Annotated in this window: 19 protein-coding genes and 1 pseudogene; 1 reads left to right on the top strand and 19 read right to left on the bottom strand. The window is 47.1% G+C overall.

The window, feature by feature from the left end:
- Positions 1-33 precede the first annotated feature (33 nt).
- The 6 genes from ACN9MT_RS04320 to rpsU form a co-directional block, all read right to left on the bottom strand.
- Entirely contained in the window at positions 34-996 is a 963-nt protein-coding gene (locus tag ACN9MT_RS04320) for a PhoH family protein (protein WP_052019074.1), read from the bottom strand.
- Positions 997-1,167: 171 nt separating this feature from the next.
- The gene (locus tag ACN9MT_RS04315; protein ID WP_035409220.1) at positions 1,168-1,638 is read right to left on the bottom strand and encodes a hypothetical protein; all 471 of its coding nucleotides are present in this window, start codon (positions 1,636-1,638) and stop codon (positions 1,168-1,170) included.
- Between the two features lie 13 nt (positions 1,639-1,651).
- Positions 1,652-2,635 (bottom strand): flotillin-like protein FloA, encoded by a 984-nt coding sequence (gene floA / locus ACN9MT_RS04310; protein ID WP_035409222.1) that lies wholly within the window; start codon positions 2,633-2,635, stop codon positions 1,652-1,654.
- On the bottom strand, positions 2,632-3,141 hold the full coding sequence (locus ACN9MT_RS04305) for an NfeD family protein (RefSeq protein ID WP_035409223.1): 510 nt from the start codon (positions 3,139-3,141) through the stop codon (positions 2,632-2,634). The genes floA and ACN9MT_RS04305 overlap by 4 nt, the downstream gene beginning before the upstream one ends.
- A gap of 182 nt (positions 3,142-3,323) precedes the next feature.
- On the bottom strand, positions 3,324-3,770 hold the full coding sequence (locus ACN9MT_RS04300) for a GatB/YqeY domain-containing protein (protein WP_035409225.1): 447 nt from the start codon (positions 3,768-3,770) through the stop codon (positions 3,324-3,326).
- A gap of 21 nt (positions 3,771-3,791) precedes the next feature.
- Positions 3,792-3,965, bottom strand: coding sequence for a 30S ribosomal protein S21 (gene rpsU / locus ACN9MT_RS04295; protein ID WP_012369719.1), 174 nt, complete (start codon positions 3,963-3,965; stop codon positions 3,792-3,794).
- A 312-nt stretch (positions 3,966-4,277) separates the two neighbouring features.
- Here rpsU and ACN9MT_RS04290 point away from each other — a divergent pair, with 312 nt between their 5' ends.
- Complete coding sequence (locus tag ACN9MT_RS04290) at positions 4,278-5,531, top strand: dicarboxylate/amino acid:cation symporter (protein ID WP_290748805.1); 1,254 nt, start codon at positions 4,278-4,280, stop codon at positions 5,529-5,531.
- A 67-nt stretch (positions 5,532-5,598) separates the two neighbouring features.
- On the opposite strand, the gene pulA is transcribed toward ACN9MT_RS04290, so the two are convergent.
- From pulA to ACN9MT_RS04225, 13 genes and pseudogenes are all read right to left on the bottom strand, one after another.
- Complete coding sequence (gene pulA, locus ACN9MT_RS04285; RefSeq protein WP_426272837.1) at positions 5,599-8,511, bottom strand: type I pullulanase; 2,913 nt, start codon at positions 8,509-8,511, stop codon at positions 5,599-5,601.
- 178 nt (positions 8,512-8,689) lie between these two features.
- On the bottom strand, positions 8,690-9,616 hold the full coding sequence (locus ACN9MT_RS04280) for an LCP family protein (protein WP_426272836.1): 927 nt from the start codon (positions 9,614-9,616) through the stop codon (positions 8,690-8,692).
- A gap of 13 nt (positions 9,617-9,629) precedes the next feature.
- Positions 9,630-10,802 (bottom strand): DHHW family protein, encoded by a 1,173-nt coding sequence (locus ACN9MT_RS04275; RefSeq protein WP_035409231.1) that lies wholly within the window; start codon positions 10,800-10,802, stop codon positions 9,630-9,632.
- Positions 10,803-10,817: 15 nt separating this feature from the next.
- Positions 10,818-12,206: an MBOAT family O-acyltransferase gene (locus tag ACN9MT_RS04270; protein WP_426272835.1), complete on the bottom strand. Its 1,389-nt coding sequence runs from the start codon at positions 12,204-12,206 to the stop codon at positions 10,818-10,820.
- Positions 12,196-12,681 carry a hypothetical protein gene (locus ACN9MT_RS04265; RefSeq protein WP_035409236.1) on the bottom strand — a complete coding sequence of 162 codons (486 nt, stop codon included), beginning with the start codon at positions 12,679-12,681 and terminating at the stop codon, positions 12,196-12,198. The genes ACN9MT_RS04270 and ACN9MT_RS04265 overlap by 11 nt, the downstream gene beginning before the upstream one ends.
- Positions 12,678-13,778, bottom strand: a complete 1,101-nt coding sequence (wecB, locus tag ACN9MT_RS04260) for a non-hydrolyzing UDP-N-acetylglucosamine 2-epimerase (RefSeq protein WP_426272834.1) — start codon at positions 13,776-13,778, stop codon at positions 12,678-12,680. The genes ACN9MT_RS04265 and wecB overlap by 4 nt, the downstream gene beginning before the upstream one ends.
- 112 nt (positions 13,779-13,890) lie before the next feature.
- Positions 13,891-14,631, bottom strand: a pseudogene (gene tagH / locus ACN9MT_RS04255) (teichoic acids export ABC transporter ATP-binding subunit TagH); the annotation flags it as partial.
- A gap of 11 nt (positions 14,632-14,642) precedes the next feature.
- On the bottom strand, positions 14,643-15,443 hold the full coding sequence (locus ACN9MT_RS04250) for an ABC transporter permease (RefSeq protein WP_035409242.1): 801 nt from the start codon (positions 15,441-15,443) through the stop codon (positions 14,643-14,645).
- Positions 15,440-16,732 carry a nucleotide sugar dehydrogenase gene (locus ACN9MT_RS04245; RefSeq protein ID WP_035409245.1) on the bottom strand — a complete coding sequence of 431 codons (1,293 nt, stop codon included), beginning with the start codon at positions 16,730-16,732 and terminating at the stop codon, positions 15,440-15,442. The genes ACN9MT_RS04250 and ACN9MT_RS04245 overlap by 4 nt, the downstream gene beginning before the upstream one ends.
- A gap of 278 nt (positions 16,733-17,010) precedes the next feature.
- Positions 17,011-18,264, bottom strand: coding sequence for a glycosyltransferase (locus ACN9MT_RS04240; RefSeq protein WP_426272833.1), 1,254 nt, complete (start codon positions 18,262-18,264; stop codon positions 17,011-17,013).
- Complete coding sequence (locus ACN9MT_RS04235; RefSeq protein ID WP_426272832.1) at positions 18,261-19,577, bottom strand: glycosyltransferase family 4 protein; 1,317 nt, start codon at positions 19,575-19,577, stop codon at positions 18,261-18,263. The genes ACN9MT_RS04240 and ACN9MT_RS04235 overlap by 4 nt, the downstream gene beginning before the upstream one ends.
- A complete protein-coding gene (locus ACN9MT_RS04230) occupies positions 19,472-20,476 on the bottom strand; it encodes a class I SAM-dependent methyltransferase (protein ID WP_426272831.1) in 1,005 nt (334 codons plus the stop codon). The genes ACN9MT_RS04235 and ACN9MT_RS04230 overlap by 106 nt, the downstream gene beginning before the upstream one ends.
- The gene (locus tag ACN9MT_RS04225) at positions 20,473-23,097 is read right to left on the bottom strand and encodes a glycosyltransferase (protein WP_426272830.1); all 2,625 of its coding nucleotides are present in this window, start codon (positions 23,095-23,097) and stop codon (positions 20,473-20,475) included. The genes ACN9MT_RS04230 and ACN9MT_RS04225 overlap by 4 nt, the downstream gene beginning before the upstream one ends.
- Positions 23,098-23,289 lie beyond the last annotated feature (192 nt).

Below are 23,289 nucleotides of genomic sequence, written 5' to 3'. Positions count from 1 at the left end.
ATCTCCCCCTTTTTCCATTATTCCCGTAACGGCTTATGTCAATTCCTGACTGTAAGCATCAACGATTTTCCGGACAAGTGGGTGACGCACGACATCAGCTGAGCCGAAGTGTTCGAAATGAATGCCTTTGACATTTCCGAGCAGATGCAATGCTTCTTGTAGACCAGACGTTTTTCCGCGCGGAAGATCAACTTGTGTCAAATCGCCTGTGACGATCATCTTCGAATGAAAACCAAGACGTGTCAGGAACATCTTCATTTGTTCACGTGTCGTGTTTTGCGCTTCATCTAGAATGACAAATGCATGTTCAAGTGTCCGCCCACGCATATAAGCGAGTGGCGCAATTTCGATGACACCACGCTCAAGTAGTCGAGCCGTATGTTCGACACCAAGGACGTCGTGTAACGCATCGTATAGAGGACGTAGATATGGATCAACTTTTTCTTTAAGATCACCAGGAAGAAATCCAAGATTCTCTCCTGCTTCTACTGCTGGACGCGTCAGGACGAGTCGTTTGACATGTCCTTCCTTCAGTGCTTTTGCAGCCATCACGACTGCGAGATATGTTTTTCCGGTCCCCGCTGGTCCAATACCAAATGTCAAATCACAGCGATCAATTCCGCGGACGTAACGTGCTTGACCGAGCGTTTTCGCACGAAGTGGTTTTCCTTTATGATTCGTATGGATGACCGTATCGTAAAGTTCCAGTAGTTCATCCACCCGATCTTGACGTGCGAGTTGAATGGCGCTCGTTGCGTCACGCTCCGTCAAAACAGCTCCACGATTGACGAGTTGCTTCAGGACACCAACGACTTGTCCTGCCAAGATCACAGACTGTTCCTGTTCGGATTGTGCCAACAGCTCATCTCCTCGATGTGTAAGCTGGACTTCAAGTTCCGCTTCCATCGTACGTAAGACTGCGTCATTCGGACCGACGAATGCTTGAATCTGTTCTGAATTCGAAAATGCAAATGGGATTCTTTCGTTGAATATCACGTTGTGAATGGCCTCCTAGTCATGGATAACAAGTTGTCATCGCTTCATATCTAATCTCTTCCACTTTAGCACTTCCACCGAAAAGATGGAAAGAAAAACCCGTTTCCACCTTTTGGAAAACAAAAAGAGTCGATCCTACACGTTTCGTAGGATCGACTTCCTGTCCAACCATCATCGTTTTCGTTTAGAGACAGGCGCTCCGAGAACCTCACTCCAGACGATCGCACGTCGCATTTCGTCTTGCGAAAGCGTCGTTGCTGATGCCGAACGACTCGATGTTCCAATAGCACCGTCTGCGACGCTGTCTTTGATTTCACCAATACTCGAAGAAGGCACCCCTTTTTTCGAATGTTGTTTCTGACGTTGGTCCAAACGTTGTTGCAATTCCGTTCGTTCATGAACTGGTCGTGCTTTCGTTTGGGTTACCCCAGGTTGTTTCTTCGCAGGTGCTTTTTTACGAACGACAGGTGGAGGTGTCGTCTCTTGTCGAACCGTATCCACCTGTTCGACCATTTGCTTCACATACTCCCCGAACTCTTTTGAAGGTGTCCGGTTCGTCTGCTTCGGTTTTTTATCTGCTGCTTTTGAGATGACGGAGATGACACCGAATGCGATCATCAATCCGACCCATATGATATCCATACCGTCTCACCCTTTACTGTGAGTCATGTGGTGATGATTGTCCACCGATTGCTTGACGCATTTTCGTATCGGCTGTCACGTTCAAGTAGTTCGCATAATCCATGACGCCAAAATTTCCGTCACGCATCGCTTCTGCGATAGCAAGTGGTACTTCCGCTTCAGCAGCGACAACCTTCGCTCGCATCTCTTCAACACGTGATTTCATCTCTTGTTCGCTTGCGATCGCCATTGCGCGACGCTCTTCCGCCTTCGCTTGCGCAATGTTCTTATCTGCTTCCGCTTGATCCGTTTGAAGGACCGCACCGATGTTCTTACCAATATCAATGTCTGCGATATCGATCGAGAGAATTTCAAACGCCGTTCCTGAATCGAGTCCTTTTGCAAGTACTGTCCGTGAGATCATTTCTGGATTCTCAAGTACTTCTTTTTGGTCATTACATGATCCGATGGTTGAGATGACGCCCTCACCAACACGCGCGATAACTGTTTCTTCCCCAGCACCACCGACGAGACGATCAATATTCGCACGTACCGTGATCCGGGCTTTCGCTTTCACTTCAATCCCATTCATCGCGACACCGGCGATGAACGGTGTTTCAATGACTTTTGGGTTAACCGACATTTGAACAGCTTCTAAAACATTACGACCAGCAAGATCAATCGCCGCTGCGCGTTCGAAGCTCAGCTCGATATTCGCCCGGTGTGCTGCAATCAAGGCATTGACGACACGGTCAACGTTACCCCCTGCAAGGAAATGACTTTCCAGTTGGTTCGTATTCAAGTTCAATCCCGCTTTAACTGCCTTGATCAACGGATTGACGATTTTTGATGGTGTTACTCGACGAAGACGCATCCCGACTAATGTAAAGATTGATACGCGTACGCCTGCTGCGAGCGAGCTAATCCAGAGTGGAATCGGGACGAGCGTGAAGAAAATAGCGAGGAAAATTAAGATTCCTCCAGATATGAGTAATACGGTCAATAATTCAGGTGTCATGTGTGGGACTCCTCCTTCGTATGTTGGACTCTAACAATGACGCGTCCGTGCGTCACTTCTTTTACAACGATCGTTTCCCCCGCTTGAATGAAGGTTCCTTCTGTAACGGCATCAATTCGGTTCCCATCGATTTCAATCGTTCCTGACGGACGTAATGGTGTCAGACTGACTCCTTCTTGTCCTAACAGTTGTACTTTGTCTTGATGAGAAAGGTAGCCCTTTTCAGACGATGTAGAATCCGTCAAAATCAAACCTCTCCAAAGCAATGACTGATTTGATTTTATTCTGCGATACGCCCAGAACCCGGCCGCAAGTGACAGAAAAACTGCAAGCCCAACGGCTAAACCGACTTGTCCGACGGTCGCACCTGCCATAATCAAGCTAGCAAGGACAGCACCGATCCCAAGGACGCCAAAGATTCCAAACCCTGTGACGAATATTTCAACCAGTAACATGAGTACCCCGATCATGAAGACCGTCAAAATCATCCCTAAGCTAAACGTCATGCGTACGTTCACCCCTTTTCATTCGTGTCAGAAGCTACTTCTTTTGCACTTTGATTCGTTACTACAATTATATACGCTTTCAAAACAAAAAGGTTTCATGACTATTCTGAATTCATCAAGAAACTTTAAAAACGTGACAGGAACGACAAAAAAAGGTGTCCCTCGGGACACCTTTCCATGTATTAAGCGAGACGTTGTTTGACGAGTCGATTAATTAAGGCACCGTCTGCCTTGCCCTTAAGCTGCGGCATGACGACACCCATTACTTTCCCCATATCCGAAGGAGCAGAGGCACCCGTCTGCGCAATAGCTGCGTCGACGATTTCCTGTACTTCTTCCTCGGAAAGCTGTTTTGGCATATAAGCTTCGAGCACGACAATCTCTGCTTGAATTTTCTCGACGAGATCGTGACGACCAGCGCTTTCGAATTCTCGGAGGGAGTCGTTGCGCTGCTTCATTTCACGTGAAAGAATCGTTAATTCTTCCTCGTCTGTCAATTCTTGCTTACCGAGTTTGATCGTTTCATTTTGCAGCGATGATTTCACCATGCGAATCGTCGTAAGACGATCTTTTTCACGAAGACGCATGGCATCTTTCATATCCGCTGTCAAACGCTCCTGAAGACTCATGAGGATACACCCTCTCTAACGTTAGAACTTCTTACGCTTACGCGCAGCCTCCGATTTAAGCTTACGTTTTACACTTGGCTTTTCGTAGTGTTTACGTTTACGAACTTCTGCAAGCGTACCATCTTTTGAAACACCACGTTTGAAGCGACGAAGTGCGTCTTCAAGTGATTCATTTTTACGTACACGAGTTTCCACTAGTTTTCCCTCCCTCCGATATTACCGACTAAAGGAAACGTGTCAGACACGTCATACAACATTATAGTAGGAATATACAATTTGGTCAACAGTTGATTCAAGCGACTTTTCTGTACCCTACGCTGTTCCTTTTTGTTCTTTTCTATCCTCTCATGCTTGCATCCGTTTGACAACAAAATCTGATCATTCCTGCATCAAAATTCAGAAACTTTTTTGTAAGCGTTATCATCATTTTTTAAAATGTTTTGTCAAAAAGGGTGATGATGTGTCAAAATATAGGCAATTATCAAACAAAGGAGTGTGACATCACGTATGAAAGAAGCAAAACGTATCATTTTCGGACTTATCCTCGGATTGATTCTCGGAATCGTCCTCGCTGCATTGCCCGATAAGTCGATTTATGAGGGATTGAATAAATATGCTCTACAACCGATCGGGACGATATTCTTGAACCTGATCAAGATGCTCGTCGTACCGATCGTCTTCTTCTCGATCACCCTCGGCGTCATGGGACTCGGTAATCCAAAAGAATTGGGTCGTGTTGGCGGAAAAGCGATCACTTACTTCATGACGACGACGGCTGTCGCGATCGTCATCGCTCTCGGTTTGTCATTATTGATTAAACCGGGTACGTTCGGTAACTTCGAGACGCAAGGTCTTGAATACGATAACGGAAATCTACCAGATACGAGCTTGATCAATACAATCGTCGGTATGTTCCCGACGAACCCGATCACGTCGATGGCGGAAGGCAACATGCTACAAATCATCGTTTTCAGTGTGTTCGTCGGTTTTGGAATCACGTTCCTTGGTAAAAAAGTTTCGACGTTACGGACATTCGTCGAACAAGGGAACGAATTGATGACGTACTTGATCACGCTCGTCATGAAGATGGCCCCGCTCGGTGCGTTCGCTTTGATTGCATCGGCAGTTGGCTCACAAGGATGGTCTTCAATTAAAGCCATGTTCTTCTACATGTTAGTTGTCGTTTTATCTTTAATTATCCATTCTTTATTGACGTACGGTTCAACCGTCTCACTTCTTGGGAAGATGAATCCGTTCTTCTTCTTTAAAAAGTTCGCACCTGTCATGTTATTTGCTTTCTCGACGTCTTCGTCGAACGCAACACTTCCTGTCGCGATGCAAACGGCTCAAAAAGAGCTGAAAGTTCCACGCTCCGTCTCAAGTTTCGTCCAACCGCTCGGTGCGACGATCAACATGGACGGTACGGCGATCATGCAAGGAGTTGCGACTGTTTTCATCGCGCAAGTCTATGCGGTTGATTTAACACCTGGGCAACTTGCGACGGTCGTTCTGACAGCTGTTCTCGCATCGGTCGGAACAGCTGGTGTTCCGGGTGTCGGTCTCGTCATGCTAACGATGGTTCTTCAGTCGGTCAATTTACCCGTAGAAGGGATCGCTTTGATCATCGGTGTCGATCGTCTTCTGGATATGATGCGTACAGCCGTCAATATCACGGGTGACGCAGCATGTGCCGTCATCGTCTCGAAATCAGAAGAAGGTAACCTCAAAGAAGGCGAAGAAACCGATGAACGCTATGCGTAATCGTATGTCTCTTACTCCAAGAAAGGACGTTCCGCAGTTTGCGGAACGTCCTTTGTCGTTTGTTTGATTATTTTGCTAAGACGAACGAGCTGAGTCCCTCAACACGAACCGTACCTGAAACAGTGCGGATCGTTTTTGTTCCTGCTTGTTTACCATCTACGAGAAGCTTCCATTTCCCTTTCGGTAGCTTCATGTCAACTACTGTTCGATTTGCATTGTGAATGACATATAAATCGTTCTTCTGTTGTGGAGCGTCGTCATCTAGTCGATACGCAATGACTTGTGCCGGTGCTGCTTCAAACGTCAAGTAACGACGGATATCTTTCGCTGTTGCTAAGTGAAGTGCAGGGTTCTTCTTGCGTAATTCGATTAATCCTGTCATATAATCGACGTCTTGTTGACGATCCATCTTCCGTTTCCAATCGAGCTGGTTGACAGAGTCCGGTGATTTATATGAGTTATGATCGCCACCTTTTGTCCGCATGAAGTCCTGACCTGCATGGATGAACGTCGTTCCTTGTGACGTCAGCAAAATACTTGAAGCTAGACGGTGCATCTTCGTCTTCGTTGCGTCATTGTCTTGTGGATTCGTCAGGTTCAACTTATCCCAGAGGGTATGGTTATCATGTGCTTCAACGTACGTGATCGCTTGATCTGGTTCTTGCGTAAATCCTTGAATGTCTTTATCGTAAGCAATCTCGCCGACGATACCACGTTTGATACGTGTCTCAAGACCCGCTTTCCCGTTGATGAATCCAGCATCCGTGTCTTCGAAGACACTACCTTTGAGCGCATCGCGCAGGTTGTCGTTGAAATGTCCGATTCCCGGCATTTGTTTTGTGTTCGTTTGGTTTGCTTTCTCTGAATCTGGAAGAGGAGTTCCGAGGCTCCACCCTTCTCCGAACACTAGAATCGACGGATCAATTCGCTTCGTCGCCTCTTTGACAGCGTTCATTGTCTTGACGTCGTGAATGCCCATCAAGTCGAAGCGGAAGCCATCCCAGTGGTATTCCTTTGCCCAGTACGAGACAGAATCAACGATTAGTTTATGCATCATTTGACGTTCAGACGCTGTATCATTCCCGACACCCGTTCCGTTCGCTAAGTCGCCGCCTTCTGTATAACGGTAGTAGTAACCAGGGACGATCTTATCAAGATTTGATGCTTTGGCGTCGAACATGTGGTTGTAGACGACATCCATGACGGCACGAAGACCATTGTCATGGAGTCCTTGGATCATCTGTTTCATTTCCGTGATCCGGACTTTTGGATCATATGGATTTGTCGCATACGATCCTTCTGGTGCATTGTAGTTCTTCGGATCATAACCCCAGTTGTATGATTTAAGCGGATTCGTCTCATCGACGGACGCTGTATTGAAATCATAAACAGGAATGAACTGGACGTGCGTGATGCCAAGTTCCTTTAAGTGATCGAGTCCCGTCTTTGTCTTCGTTTTTTTTCCATCCTTCGTTAAACGTGTACCTGGCTCGATGACACCAAGATATTTTCCTTTTTGTTTGATACCTGAATCGTAACCTGAATTCGTCACATCAAACATCGATAGATCACGGACATGTGATTCATAAATGATCGCGTCTGTTGCGTGACGAAGTGGCATTTTCCCATTCGTCCAGCGTTTTGGATCCGTCTCGCGTAAATCAACGACGACACCTTGGTCTCCGTTAACAGCGACCGCTGTCGCATACGGATCAACGGCACGCGTCGATTCTTTTGCGTGTTTGACTTCATATGTGTAACCGACACCGTCAAGATCACCCTTGACCGTCACTTGATAGACACCACGATCCGTCCGTTTCATCTGGATTTCACGCGTGATATCTTTTGTCGTAGCTGCTTGTTGTTTCGGTAAACGATATAACTCGAGTTCAACGGCTTGCGCTGTCGGCGCCCAGACCTTGAATGTCGTCTTCGATTTCTGATAGTCGACGCCGAGCTTACCACCATAGGCATACTTTTGATCGAATGCTTTCGAACGCAGTACCTTCCCTGCTTCAAGAACTGCCTCTCCAAAAACAGGATGCGTCACGCGGACGACTTTTGCTAAATCGATATCAGAAGCGACTTCGACTTTCGCCGTCTTGGCATCGATCGCTGATACGACTGGATTCGTCACACCTTCGAACGTAAATGCCTTTAAGTCTTCTGCCGTCATCGGTGTATTCGTTTTAAGCGTCATCGTCCGGAAGTCATCAGCCAAAAAGCTCGTGATTTTTGGCGTCCGATCAATTTCCGGTTTGCTGTAGTACACTGTCTGGTCCCCTTCGATCAACCAGATGTCCTTCGCACCTGCATAAAAGAAACGATCGGCTCCGTCTTTTTCCGACCAGCCCTCAAGATGAGGAATGACGCCTGCAAGACGTGCTTTCGTTGGGTTATCAAGCGTTACTTTGGCAATGGCACCGAACTCATCCTGCTGATCGAATTCGAATCGTTTGCCATCTTGCGCTTCCGGCCAAGACCAGACGCCGTATTTATCATAATCATTGTCATACCGATAATAGTGGATATTCGTGTCGATTTTTTCGACGTCTGCTCCATTAGTCGGATTGACCGTCGAGATATCCTTGCTTCCCGACTCGATCCAGATTTCAGCAACTCCGTTTTTAATCATATCTTTCGTGATGAAACGATCGTTCTCAGATCCCCCATCCTTGTTCCAGTTATCATCTCGCACGATGAAGCCGACTTTTTCCGGCTGATCGACTGGAAATTCATAGGCTGCGATTTTTCCGTAAGCATCTTCACCATTAAAGGCATGTGCTTTATTCGGAAAATAATCCGGACCATTTGTCCATAACCACAGATTCCAATCCTTCGTGGCATTCGGGTCTTCCTTGTAGTGAATGATGACCAATGTAGACTTTCCTTTTTCCAGTGCTTGACCGGATAAAGACAGTCCACTAAATATTAGTGCAAACGTTAGCGCAACGATACAAACGGATCTTATGCGTTTCATACGATAGCCATCTCCTTTGTTATGTAATCGTTTTCATTTTGCATCCGTTTACAAGTCCTGTCAAAGCCTATTTGATGATTCGAACAGAAAATAAGACTTTTGAACCAAAGTGATTCGGTTGGATGGAAAACAACAAAAAAAGAACCGTCCGTGTGGTAGACAGTCCTTTTTACCGGGTTTAAGAAGACGCGAGGATGGCATGAATCTTGGCTTTCGTTTGTCTCATGGATTCATCCGATGCAAAGAAGTACCATACCCCATCGTTTGCGATATAGCCTTCTCCGTCTAGCTTTAATGGTTTCAGCTGTTTGAATCCCGGCTGATTTTCTTGAGCAAGTTGTGCCGCCACGTCAAAATCGATGTTCGTCGCGAAATTATGCTTCATGACATTCGTGATTTCTTCCATCTTGGTCAGTAAACGAGGTCCAGCCAGTTTAGCACCGACGGCTTCTAAAACTTGACGTTGCCGAATCTGTCTGCCCATATCGCCGAGTGGATCTTGTTTTCGCATACGTGCGTAACCACTTGCTTCTAGACCAGTTAAATGAATCTTTCCTTTTTTATACTCCTTTTGTAAACGACGGTCGTTCCAGCTGAAGGCGGATGGATTATCCACTGTGACACCGCCAACAGCATCAACCAATTCAATCAACCCATCCATATTGATCTTAGCGTAATATGGGATATCGACATCAAACGTTTGTTCCACCGTCTCGACCGTCTCCTTCACACCACCATAGGCATACGTATGATTGATTTTCGTCTTCTCACCTGTCGGTATCGTAACTTGCATGTCGCGTGGAATGGACAACGAAGTCGCTTGCTTCGTTTTCGGGTTAAACGAGAGCAACATGATGGCATCTGCCCGTCCCTTATCATTCTTTCGCTCGTCGACGCCAATCAAGAGGACATTGACTGGCTTCATCGATGCGAGTGGCTTTGCTTTTTCCCCACCCAACGGTTGTAAAAAGGAATGCGCCGTCTGTTGGATTTTTAAAAATGCCAGTCCCGTCGAAGCGCTAGCAATCAAGACGATCACGAGCAAAAGCGCACTGATGACGCGCCAGAGGATCGGAGGTCTTCGTTTATCGATGCGTGATTTCATACTCTGTTCTCCTTCACAATTTGTCCTCGTACGTCTTCATCAAACCGGCAATGTTCGAGTTGTGCAGAAACAGCACCGAATCGATCTGCTTTTGTTTGGCAAATCGGGAAACATCAAATGATTTTGGAACGTATCGAATATCCACGACTTCTAAGTTGGCACTTTTCGCAAGCAATGGTAACACAGGATTTGCAAACGAATCCTTTAAAACCAAAATCGTCGGGCGATTTCGATTCGCCGCTGACTTCATTGACATGATGTCGTGGTTTCCGCGAAGAAATACTTCATATCGATCGACATAATCACCTTCTTGTTTGACGAATGATTCATCAATGACAGGACGTCCACATTTCCCTTCATAACAAACATCGATGCCGTTGAAGAACGCAGGAGCATAATAATCTAGACGGTCACCGGACGCCGCATAGGAGAGCGTCGTTTTTCGTGCTAATGATCCATAGTAGGCGTGTTGATCTTCCTTCCGCCACTTCGTCTCAGGTAACGTCGTTGACAGTCCCATTCTTTTCGTGATGACTTGGTAAGCTTCTGTTGCACCGTCAATGTTCCAGTGATGATCTGTCTTGAAGTAGTCACTTAACTTCAATCCTTGCAAAGAAAGATTGGTCATCCCCGCCGCTTGAAAGTCTCGTACCATTTTTTCATAGCGCTCGTTTGCATTGGAAGCGACATAAGACGGAATTAGTTTGTCCCGTTCTGCGATGACGGTTTTAGACGGTGCTAACGCCATATAGACCGGACGATCGACTTCTCCAACGAATTGTTTGAATGCTTGCGGAATTTTTACGTTTCCTGATGCACTCGGTTCAATCATATAATCGTTTTTTGCCGTATAAATGCCATTACGAAACGGCTGTCGAAAGACATCTTTTGATAAAAGCGCCTGTATCTCGACGAACGTTCCTCGCAACAGTAATTGATCCGTGAAATAGGTCTCCATTTTGAGCATATCCTTGCCTGTCGCGATTCCCTCGACGGTGGGCTCAACGGACTGGGCAAGTGTACGATTTTCCAGCTGGGACCGGACACGGTCTTCCCGGACAAGCGTTCCGAGTCCGATCGTCAGTAAGACGAGAATAAAACTGACAGTCGTCACCCACATCATGATTCGCTCGAAAGAAGGTGTTTGATTCGTCTCCTGTTGCGTTTTCATCAATGGCTGCTCCATGGATAGTCCTCCTTTTTAGAACCGGAAATAGATGAACGGATTAAACGTGCTCGCAACGAGTGCCGATGTCGCAAGGAACAACATCAACATGGCGTACCCATACTGCATCGTTGTTCCGATCTTCCCGAGAGAGACGACGACACGTTCTCCGAGATACTTCGGAATCGGTGTCGCAGCGATACACGCGACAAGTAGTAGGACTCCGTTCTGAACGAGTTGGTAACTCGCCCTTTCATCCCATAGCACATCCGGTACGAACATTGCTTGAATATACATAACGGCTTCTGGAAACGTCTCTGAGCGGAAAAAGACCCAACCGACGAGCACGAGGATGAGCGTCCAGACTGTCGAGACGACAGGCATACGCTCGAGCCATCTCCCGAGAAATGCCTTCTCGAGCATGATCCAAACTCCGTAATATGCGCCCCACGCGACGAATGTCCAACTCGCACCGTGCCAAAGGCCCGTCAACATCCAGACGATCGCCAGATTTCGATACTGCCGCCACGGCGATACACGGTTTCCCCCTAACGGAATATAAACATAGTCGCGGAACCAAGAGCCGAGCGAAATATGCCATCGACGCCAAAATTCTGACACGGATTTTGAAATATATGGGTAGTTGAAGTTCTCCAAGAAATGAAATCCGAACATCAGTGCTAAACCAATTGCCATATCGCTATAGCCCGAAAAATCAAAATAGATCTGTAAGGCATAAGCGATGATTCCAATCCATGCTAGCCCCATCGAAAGGTCTTTCATATTAAAAACAGCGTCTGCGACCTGACCACATCCGTTCGCAAGAATCAATTTTTTTGATAGACCAATCGTAAAGCGGCGAACACCCCGTGCAAAATCAGATACTGTCTCTTGACGAGATTCGATCTGACTCGCAATCGTGTTGTAGCGGACAATTGGCCCCGCGACGAGTTGCGGGAAAAACGCGATATAAAGGGCAAGGTCGAGTGGATTCTTTTGCACCGCTTCCTTCCCTTTATAAATGTCGATGACGTAACTCATCGCATGGAATGTATAAAAGGAAATTCCAAGCGGTAAGACGACTTCTGGAACGAACCAACTCAGACCAAACGATTCGTTGACGGAGCGGACGAAAAATCCGCTGTACTTAAACCAACCGAGCAATCCAAGGTTGACGACGATCATGCTGAACATGATCCACTTCACTCCGACACGTTGCCGGTAGAAATCAACGAATAAGGCAAAGAAGTAATTGATCGTGACGCTGAGTAGCATCAGTAAGGCAAAGCGTGGTTCTCCGAATGCATAAAAGAACAGGCTGGCAACTAACAGCCAGCCGTTACGGAATGTCCGAGGCAACACGTAGTACACGAGCAGTACTGTCGGCAAGAACAAAAATAAAAAAATCGTCGAACTAAACAGCATAGGTTGCTTCCTCCTCTGCCTTGACGTATTGCGCGATGGCGAGTTCGCGCAGATGGACCCGGAAGCTCCCTTCGTTTAAAAACTTCCAGGCCATTTTGAAATAAACCGCTCCTGGCACACGCTCCATCTCGAACTGGACGATCGTCTCATTCGTCAACGTCAGATGCTCCGTCTCAGAGACCATCCGCTTCTTTTGCCCATACTGCATCTTGAATACTTGAACGAGACATGGTTCCGCCACTTCAAAACGGCACGTTACCTGAATGATGTCACCTATCAGTTCAGCATCTTTTCGATACAGTTTTGAAGGCGGATGTTGAAAGCCTTGATCGAACAGTTGCAGATACAGTTTGTCAGTCGCTATCGCATCCTGAAAATCAAAACACACCCCCGGCGCTGCATCTTCGAGCAAAATCTTTTCCTGAGTACCGAACGGAAAAAACTGATAGCTCGCGACGGTCAGCTCCTTATTCATACCGGTACCTCACTCATGATCGCATCGACGATTCGTTCTGCTGCCTGTCCATCGCCATACGGATTCGCGGCTTGCGCCATCGATTGATAGAAGATTTCGTCCGTCAATAATTGATGGCTCATCGCATAGATATGCTCTGGATTCGTACCGACCAGTTTCAAGGTTCCTGCTTCGACGCCTTCAGGTCGTTCCGTCGTCTCCCGTAAGACAAGAACGGGAACACCGAGTGAAGGCGCTTCTTCTTGAATCCCGCCTGAATCTGTCAGGATGAAGGAAGCACGAGCTGCCAGGTTGTGGAAATCAAAGACATCAAGCGGCTCAATCAACTGAATCCGTGGATGATGCTCTAGGCGAGCTGCTGCTTCTAGCACGACTGGATTCGGATGGACTGGATAAACGATTTCGATTTCCGGATGATCATTTGCCAACTGTTCAATCGCTTCAAAAATCGTTGCCAGTTGTAAATGGTTCTCACGACGATGAACCGTCAGCAAGACGAGTTTTCGCCCCGACTTCTCAAGTCGTGTCAGAACAGGATGCGTATAGCTAGCAAAAACGGTTGTCTTAAGTGCATCAATGACCGTATTACCCGTTACGATGATCGGTGTCTGTTTGTTCTCAGCACGTAAATTCATCGCCGCTTGTTCGGTTGGAGCAAAATGATAATCCGCCAACACACCTGTCAATTGACGATTCATCTCTTCCGGAAACGGTGCATACTTTTCATATGTCCGCAGTCCTGCTTCGACATGACCGACTGGAATCTGTTGATAGAATGCCGCTAACGAAGCAGCGAACGTCGTCGTCGTATCCCCATGGACAAGAACGAGATCCGGCTGTTCTTTTTCGAGGACACGACGCATCGCATTCAGAATACGTGCCGTCATCTCCTCTAACGTTTGACGCGGACGCATCAAATCCAAGTCATGGTCCGGAGTGATCTGGAACAATTCGAGTACCTGATCAAGCATTTCCCGGTGTTGCGCCGTTACGACGACAATCGGTTCGACGTCTGGGCGGTTTTCAAGTGCTTTTACGACAGGTGCCATCTTAATGGCCTCAGGTCGTGTTCCGAATACGAGCATGACACGTTTCATCTACTTCATCCCCTATCTCATTTCATGACGATCGTTCGATCGTCTCGCCTCTCATCTGTTGCTCAATGTCACCGATTCGACCGGTTCGTTTTTTCGAAACATAGTGAGTGGCTTGCTTTTTGGATAACTGTTTGTACCAATATAAATATTTATTGTATTCCGCGAGTGTTTCATTCGTTGGACCAAATAAACGCACTTCACCGTATTCCAGCCAAAGGATCTTCGTACAAAAGCTTTTGACTTGATTCAAAGAATGGCTGACGAAAAAAATCGTTTTTCCTTGATCCCGGAATTCGCGCATCTTATCGAGACACTTCTCCGTAAATGTTTGATCGCCGACAGATAAGGCTTCATCGATGATCAAGATATCCGGATTGATATTGATCGAGATAGCAAAACCGAGACGTGCCCGCATCCCACTCGAATAGGTTTTGACTGGCTGATCGATGAACTCTCCGATATCCGCGAATTCGAGAATTTCCGGTGTGATCTCCTCGATTTGCCGTTTGGTCAGTCCCATCATCAATCCTTTGAGCTCGATGTTATCGCGACCTGTCAGTTGACTGTTCAATCCACTTGAGATGGCAATCAGTGCTGATTTTCCTCCTAGCGTGACACATCCATACGTAGGCGGTGTGACGTTAGCAAGTAAATGGGATAACGTTGATTTCCCACTACCGTTGATGCCTACGACACCCACGATTTCTCCCTCTTCAACAGAGAAGGAGACATTTTTGAGCGCATAAAAGGATTTTCCGCTCACTTTTCCAAAGAGCACTTCCTTTAATTTATCGATTGGACGCTCATAGAGCATGTACCGTTTTGAAACGTTCTCAAACACGACGTGACTCATCGTCTTTCCTCCTATACATAATCAATGAAGTAGCGTCGGAAACGAATATGGACCGCTGCTCCGACGAGCAGGATACCGAGTGTCACACTCCAAAAATAAGCGCCATACCAGATGTGATCCATCAAGTAACCGGTTCCGATCAAGGCGGAGCGGTACCCCTCAATCAAATAGACGAGTGGATTCAACATCAATAGCATCTTAAACAGTGAATGTTCTGGGGGAATCCACATGATCGGCGTTAAATACATCAGCATCCTTATCGCGGATGTCACCATGTTCTGGACGTCTCGGATCATCGTAGCAAGAGCCGACAATAACAACGAGACGGCATAAAGAAAGATGACGCCGGCTGGAACGATATAAAACAGCTCGAGCGTATGCCATCCTGGGAAGTAACCAAATGCACTTCCTAAAACGATCGTCAGGGCAATCATCGCAAGATGTCGATAGAATTGAGCCAAAATGACATATGCCGGAATCGTACTCAACGGAAAATGCATTTTAGAGACGAGCGCGACCCGACCGTAGATCGACCGTGATCCACTTGGAATCGTGCTTCCGATGAAGAACCATGCGATCAGTCCACTAACGAGCCAAAAGACGAATGGAATTCCGTCGACAGGATGTCCACCACGGATTCCAAAACCAAAGACGACCCAGTACACCCCGATTTGGAGGAGTGGCGTCATGATCTCCCAAAACCAACCTAAATACTGCATGCTATACTGACTTTTTGTTTCATAGAGTGACAGCCGAAAGATCAGATACAGATGATCTTTCAACTCCCCTCCAATCGTTCGTAACGCGTTCATATTGCTTTTGCATCCACTTCCGTCACGCGGTGCGTATGCAAGTTACCGAAGTTGAGGACCTTGACCGCATCGAGTTCACGGACAATTCCTTTTGTATCGAAGAGTAACGGTGTCCGCATGTAGTTTGCGAAACGACGTGAATCGAATTGTTTGAACTCATCGTGGTCGACTAAGACGAGTGCTAGATCGGCGTCTTGGATCGCTTCGATTTCATCAACGAGTTCAAAGCGTGTCGAGATGGAATGCTCGACGTGTGGATCACAGACCGCGACATCGAGTCCACGATCGAGCAATTGTTCAATGACTTCGACAGCTGGGCTCTCGCGCATATCGTCAACATTTCCTTTATACGTCACACCGAACACAGCGATTTTTGGACGAACACGTGAACCGACGAGACGAGCGGCTTGTTCAGCGACGAATTGTGGCATTTGGACGTTCGTTTGTCGTGCCGTATGAATGATGCGTGCAAGTGATGGGACTTTTGCGACGATGAAGTACGGATCGACTGCGAGACAGTGACCACCTACACCCGGTCCTGGATGATGCAAGTTCACACGTGGGTGCATGTTTGCCATCTCGATGACATCTAAGACGTTGATCTCAAGCTGGTGACATACTTGCGTCAATTCATTTGCCAGTGCGATGTTGACATCACGGAACGTATTTTCCATCAATTTCGACATTTCGGCTGTCTTCGCGTCGGTCCGAACGATTTCTCCTTGAACGAATGTTTCATAGACGGCTGCTCCTACCTCTGCACATGCCGGTGTCAATCCTCCAACGATCCGGTTGTTATGAACGAGTTCGTGTAAGATCTGCCCTGGTAACACACGCTCTGGGCAATGAACGACATAAACGTCTTCACCGATCGTAAAGCCGGCTTCTTCAATCAGTGGACGAACATGATCGTCCATAGTGCGTGGCGCGATCGTCGATTCAACGATGACGACGTTTCCTTTTTCAAGGAACGGCAACATGTTGTTGACGGCTGACACGACGTATTTTAAATCACATGATTTATACGTATCGTTCAAGTTCGGCGTCGGGACGGCGATTAAAAAGACATCTGCTCGTTCTGGCGTAAGTGTCGCTCGGAATTTTCCGTTAGCGACGACTCGTTTGATGACATCCTCGAGTCCTGGTTCCTCAATATGAATCGTTCCCGTGTTCAGAAGATTGACGATGTGTGGATCGATGTCGACACCGACGACCTCCGTGCCGTGATCCGCGAACATCGCCGAAGAAGGTAATCCAATATATCCTAGTCCGATTGTGCAAAGTTTCATTTTGTCATTCCTCCATCGAGTTAGTCATACTAGCCAACGAACGGTCTGTGGCTTGGCTGTAACTAGACCATAACGACATTTCCTTTGCTTTCCAATGCTTCTAACCATCTCTTAAACCATTCTTCACAGACCTTACATTTCCAGCGTTTTCTATTGTTTTTGTAAATCTTATGAAGCTTTCACGAATACTTCGTTGCCATTCATATCAAACAAAACGACCCGTCAAGAATTCACCTTCATTCCATGTGGATTTCCCTTCGAGTCGTTGACTATTTTTCTTATTTTGTCCCAGATTCCATGAAAATCGAGTCATAGACAGCAAGAAGTCGGCCTTTTTCTTGCTCCCAGTTGTATTGTCTCCTTGCTACGCTTGCTCGCTCCTGCATCACTCCGCGCAAGCTCTTATCCTTCACTAGACGATTGACCGCCTCGGCGATACTATGCGGCGATTCGACATCGACGATCAAACCGATTCCTTCTGTTTCGACGACACGACGGATTTCCGGTAAGTCTGCCGCGATGACAGGAATTAACGCTGCCATGTATTCGAATAGTTTATTCGAAGAAGCTGAATAATGATTGAAGCAGACGTTTTGAAGGACCTGAAAGCCGACAGTCGCCGCTGCCGTATAGCTTGGTAGTTCAGCAAGCGGAACCTTATCAATGAAGCGGATGCGAGACTTTTCCGATGATTGCGCAGCCAGTTGCATCAGTTTCCCTTTTAACTTTCCATCTCCAACGAAAATCAATGTTCCACGATCGATGAACGGCATCGCTTCAATGAGTCGCTCCAGTCCACGTCCTTCCTGGATCCCGCCTTGATACAACAAAATCGGCTCGTCTGGTGCGAGTGCTAACTCTTCGCGTAACGGTCGCGGTTGCGGAATAATCGGTTCGTAAAACGGATAATTGTGCAAGACGGATGGTCGTGTTCCGTATAACTTCTGGTGATAATCTGCACGCGTGTCATTTTCAACGATGGTCTGGTCGACGAAGTGAAGCAACCACCGTTCTAGTTTCCCTTGCATGCTACCATAACCTGTCCGATCGGTCTGGACTTCATGCGAGTCATAGACGATTTGTGCACCACGCGCCGCCCCAATCGCTTGCGGTAATGTATTGACATCATTCGCATGCATGACGTCGTAATCATGCTTCCGGGCAGCACGTGTCATGCGAAGAATGCCGAAACTGTTATATAGGGCGTAACGGATGAATCGACTTCGCATGAGCAAAAAGAGTACGATCATCACGGGAATGAGCCAAGGTGCAAGAAGCGCACCCATCAATCCGATAGCAAGTGTCCGTTTTTTCCGTTTGCGAAAGAACGGGAGCCACCTCGCAAAAGGTGGCGTCCGGTCGATTCGAATGACGCGAAACCCTGACATCGGGTATTCGACTTCTGGAAGTGTGCCGTCATTTAGACAGTATAGGTCCACGCGGTGTCCTGCTTCGACGAGTGCCGTACATTCACGTAAGACACGGGCGTCATTCGTAAAAGGATTCCAAACAAACATTCCAATGCGCTTCATTCTGCGACCGCCTTTCGTGACTGCGTTTGTTCGATGGCTTCAAACAAGCGCTGTTCATTTTGTTCCCAATCGAAATGGCGTTGGACGTAATCCACACCTGCCCGTCCCATCACTGCACGTTTCTCTGGATTTCTAGATAACTCAAGGATTTGTGCAACGATTTCTTCCTTTTTACGCTGGATCGAGACATACCCAGCTCCTGCTTCTTCGATGACATGCGCCGCATGACCTGATACCGCACCGACGATGGCACAGCCCATCGCCATGTAGTCGATGATTTTGCCTGGTGTCACTGTATCGAACGCTGTACTCTCGACGAGTGTCGCAAAGGCAATGTCACTCTTCGCGAGTTGTTTCAATGCATCCCAGCGTGGCATCGCGTCAAGAAACTCGATATTCGTCAATCCTCGTTCCTTGACGAGTCGTTCGAACGTTTGTTTGTGATAGCCGTAACCGACGACTTGAAAGCAGATATCCTGTTCTTGTTGAAGTTCCTGTGCGACGTCAAGCAACAAGAACACATCTTGCGCGAGCCCGATATTCCCTGTATACACGACGCGAACTTGTTCCGATACTTTTCGACGTTTGATTAACCACTCGTTTTCCTCGATCGAGTTCGGGATATAATGAATTTTTTCCGGTGCAATGCCTCGTCCTTCGATATACGATCGAAAACCTTCACTGTTGATGACCAATTGATCCGCCTGTCGATACATCCACTTTTCAAGCCAGTAGAGCGGAGTCAATAAGAGACGCGATTTCGTAATGCCGACGCCAATCAACGATTCTGGCCATAAATCACGCACATCAAGAATCAAAGGAGCCTTTTTGACATGTTTCGCGACGACCCCGACGAGCCCCATGAAGATAGACGGCGTCGTCGCATAGATGTAGGCGTAGGATTTTGGATCATGTCGAACCTCTTTCACCGCAAGTACGAATTGTTCCACGAACAAGCGAAGGCGCCGCCATAAATTATTCGTCGCCCGGACGTCACGCGGTTGGATACGAGTCACATGTGCCGTGTCGAGGCTCGGTTCATCCCAGAACATCGAGTCCGTATAGAGTTCTGCCGTCGGATAAAGCGGTTCTGACGTCAGTACATGAACGTCACTTCCCGCTTGTTCCATCCGCTTGAAGATATTCTTCATTCGGTTTGCCGCACTGCCAATTTCCGGATAGAAATTTTGACAAATCATCAAGACGTTCATCGACGACTCCGGCGCTGTTTGAGTTGACGTCGGAACTTCCAGTAGCGGACGACGATTTTTCCGAGCTTTGAACGCGCGAGTGAGCGGTATTTTGATTTCCATGATGCATTCGCCTCCAGCAATTCCAGATTTGTCACCAATGACGCTTCGAACCGATCAAGCAGTTCAGCATATTGTTCTTCGAGCATCTTGTATTGTTCACGCTGTTCCTGTAATTGCTGTTCATGACGTAGTGATTCCGCTTGTGCCTGCTCGAATAAATCTGTTTGTTCCGCTAACCGTTGAACTTTTCGTTCTAGAGTCTGTTGCTTGCGCTTTAAGTCAATGATCGTTGCGAGATGCAATCGTTCCACTTCTTCAAAGGCATCCTCGAGCCATTCGACTTCCGTTGGTACAATTGCTCGACCCTCTCGTGGTTCAGGATAGACTTGAATCGTGATTCCAAGCCACTTATCAAGCCGCTCGACCGTCTCGATTTTACCGAAGGGCGTCAACTGTTCAAGCAGTCGATTTAAATAATACGTCCGTTTGTGATCCGCATAATCGTTCACTCCAAATGGAACTGTGATGACGAGTCGTCCTTCTGGTGCGATGAACGAAACGGCACGAGCGATGAAGCGTTCCGGCTCCCCGATATGTTCCAATACTTCCGTCATCAAGACTGTGTCGAATTGAATGTCAGGTGTATACGTCATGACATTCGCTTCATGTAATTCCACTTTTTCCTTTACGGATGCCGGTTCCTCAAGCAATGCTTGTTTGGCTTCAGTAATCGCTTCTGGTAAGACATCGATTCCGACGACATGTTTCCCTTCCCGTCCGAGCAAAATCGGAACAACTCCACCGGAACAACCGATATCTAAAATGTGCTCCCCTTTTGCTTGTCGAACGATCCAGTGCACACGTGCGCGGACTTTTTTACCGAATCCACCGCCTAACTGATCGTAGTAGGCAGCCCGGATTTGATCTTTTGGTCGTGCTGTCTTCATCGATGCCGTCATTTCTGCACCTCCTCGAGTAATAGATGTTGAAGTCGATCCGTCTCCTGGCGATCTGCAAGCTCCATGAATCGACGAATCAATGGGTTCGTCAACGTGATCGGTTCATAGAATCCGATGATTGTTCGCAACAATGCGACACTCGGTGCAAAATCCTTATCACTGCAGTAGCGTAATTTAACGAGATACCAATGCTCGAAGAAATGCTCGAATCGTGTTTCCTTGTATTCCTCAAGCACTCCATAACGAGCGAATTTCTCAGCTCGTGCCCGTTCTCGGACAACACTGCGTTCAAAAAATTTCACCGTCAATGCATTCACGGTCGATCCTGCAACGGCTGCATAATAATAATGGATGACCCGATTGACGAGTAAGACACGATTGGCGCGAAGCATCAATTCCTGGAAAAACAAGGAGTCCTGACCGACTGCACCGACGACCTGTTCCAATTGATGTTCGAGCAAGAAGGTACGACGGACGACGAGTGCTTGAATGCTTTGTACCGCAAAGCGATGTTTCAATAGAAAAGCTTTTGGATCTTCACAAACCGTTCGTCCTTGTTTGCGAATCGTCGGCAAGGCGATGATACTCGTCTTCTCGGCAAGTTTTTTCATATGACCCGCTACAAAATCAAGTGATGGATCGTTCTCTAATTCCTGAAGCAAAAAGGCATAACGATCGCTGAGTACCTCGTTATCTGGATCAAGGAACGTCACATAGTCAGCTCGTGCCATCTCGACTCCCTTGTTGCGAGGACGCGAAGCACTACCACTACCACCTGTCTCGAAGAAATAGGTTCTGACATTGCCATAACGACGCGCGAGACGTTCTACGGCTTGACGTGCCGCTATGTCCGTCGATCCATCATCTACGAGTAAAATCTCTGACTCCATGAATCGATCCATCCGTGTTAGACTGGCGAAGCATTTATACGTGAGATGTTTCCCATTGTTATAGATGGGAACAACGACCGACAGTTGCGGTGTGTGATCCGTCGGAACTACCGTCTGCTCGTTCCACTCAAATTGATCGAGCAACAGCGTTTTTCCGTTCAATTCATCTGCTTGGAACGCGTCATATCCGATATCTGACCGCCAGATAATCGCACCGTTTCGGCTACCGTTCATCTCATGTAGATGATATGGATGTTGGCTCCCCTTTCGGACAATGCTGGCATCGCTATATTTAAAGCCATTCACGAGGTCCTCTAAATAATATTCACCGTAGGATTCATGCCCATCCATCCAAGCAACGAGATCCGCTTGATCATAGGTTTGCTCCGTCAATGCATCCGCTGAGACGATTTCGTCTGGTGTGAGACTTTGACGATTGATCACGTCACGAATGACTTCCCCATCCTGAGCGACAACGATTAGTAAACGATGCTTTCGTGTTTCAGGTACTCGTCCAATGAACGCTAGAATCTGATCCATCCGTTCGAAGACTGTATGCTCCGTCATGACGGCACGAAGTCCTTCTGCTCGTAAACGTTCGATTTCTTCTTGCGATGTGCGTTCTACGATCGCCGTCGCCTCCTGTGCGTCATGTACGGTGAAGATGTTCGGAAACTCGTTGTTGACGGCGATACTGTAATTCGACAGGATCAAATTACCGAGTGCTTGCGATTCATAGACGCGACGGGCACACATCGTCTTACTATATTTGATGCTATTTAGGTTCAGGACCCAGTCATAACATTTACTGACTTGTTGTAAGGCATCATAAGGAATCGCTGGTGCGACCCGTGATTGATAGCGTTCCGGAAACTGATAGGCTGGTAAGTCGAGATGATAATTCCGGTCCACGATATCGAGTTCGTGCGAAGACTGCATGACCCCATCAAACAACATCTCCGTATCTTTCACACGCTCCGGATATTTCGCCATCCAGCTACCGGCGAATAAAACGCCCTTCTTTCGGCTACGTGTCGCTCCAATCGGATTGTGAATCAATGGATTGACTCCAAACGGCATCGCCATGATTCGATCATGTCCACATAAAACACGATATTCAGGAATCATCGCCTCATCTGAAGTCAGGACATAATTGGCAGCTTGAGCCACGTCTTGAAACCGTTCATGGTTACTCGGGTCTTCCGTCGATTGAAAGACGACTGGAATTCCTTTGGCTTTGACTTCCTGCATCATCGAAAGTAACCGTTGGCGTTTCTTTGAATTTGGTGTGGCGACACCTTTCCAATCATCCCCTCGTAATCCTTTCCATGAAGATACGACCAAAAAGAGATCAATCTCGCGCTCGAAAACTTCTTCGAATGTGTTCGCATTGACATAATGGAGATGAACGGCATCTTCATAATAGGCATACATGAATTCCGAGCAGACGATTGCCATCTCGATTGGTCGTTTTTCATAATAACGTGTCGTCGTCCGTACCGGAATATGTGAGACATCCAATTGATCTAGTAATGACGCTTGGCTATTTTGTTGATAACGTGTCGTCGTGTTTTTAGAAGTTCGAACCGTTGGCAGACGCAAGACGTCCAGCTGACGAAGTTTTTCGAGTGACTCTTTACTTGCTGTCGTCTCGCTTGTGAGCCGTTTTTTCTCTTCGCGAACCCAGTTTAGTTGTTGCATGATTTGTCGTTTCCATTTTTGATCACTCACACGTAAACACCCTTCCTCTTTTCAACTCTTTTTTAGTCTACGGAAGCAATTCAAAGGCTACTTGAAGGACTTGCAAGGTTTTTGTAAAGACTTAGTGAAGCTTTTTTGGATTTTCCTTACATTCCATTTCAGTCAACCTGTATTTCCTAGGAAATCGACCGGTTTCGCTTTCTTGTCCGTGGAAATCATTTA

Origin of the sequence: Exiguobacterium sp. R-17 (genome assembly GCF_049913315.1) — a bacterium.
Lineage (GTDB): Bacteria > Bacillota > Bacilli > Exiguobacteriales > Exiguobacteriaceae > Exiguobacterium_A.
Note: the sequence above shows the minus strand (reverse complement) of the source record. Positions and strands in the feature narration are given on the sequence as shown.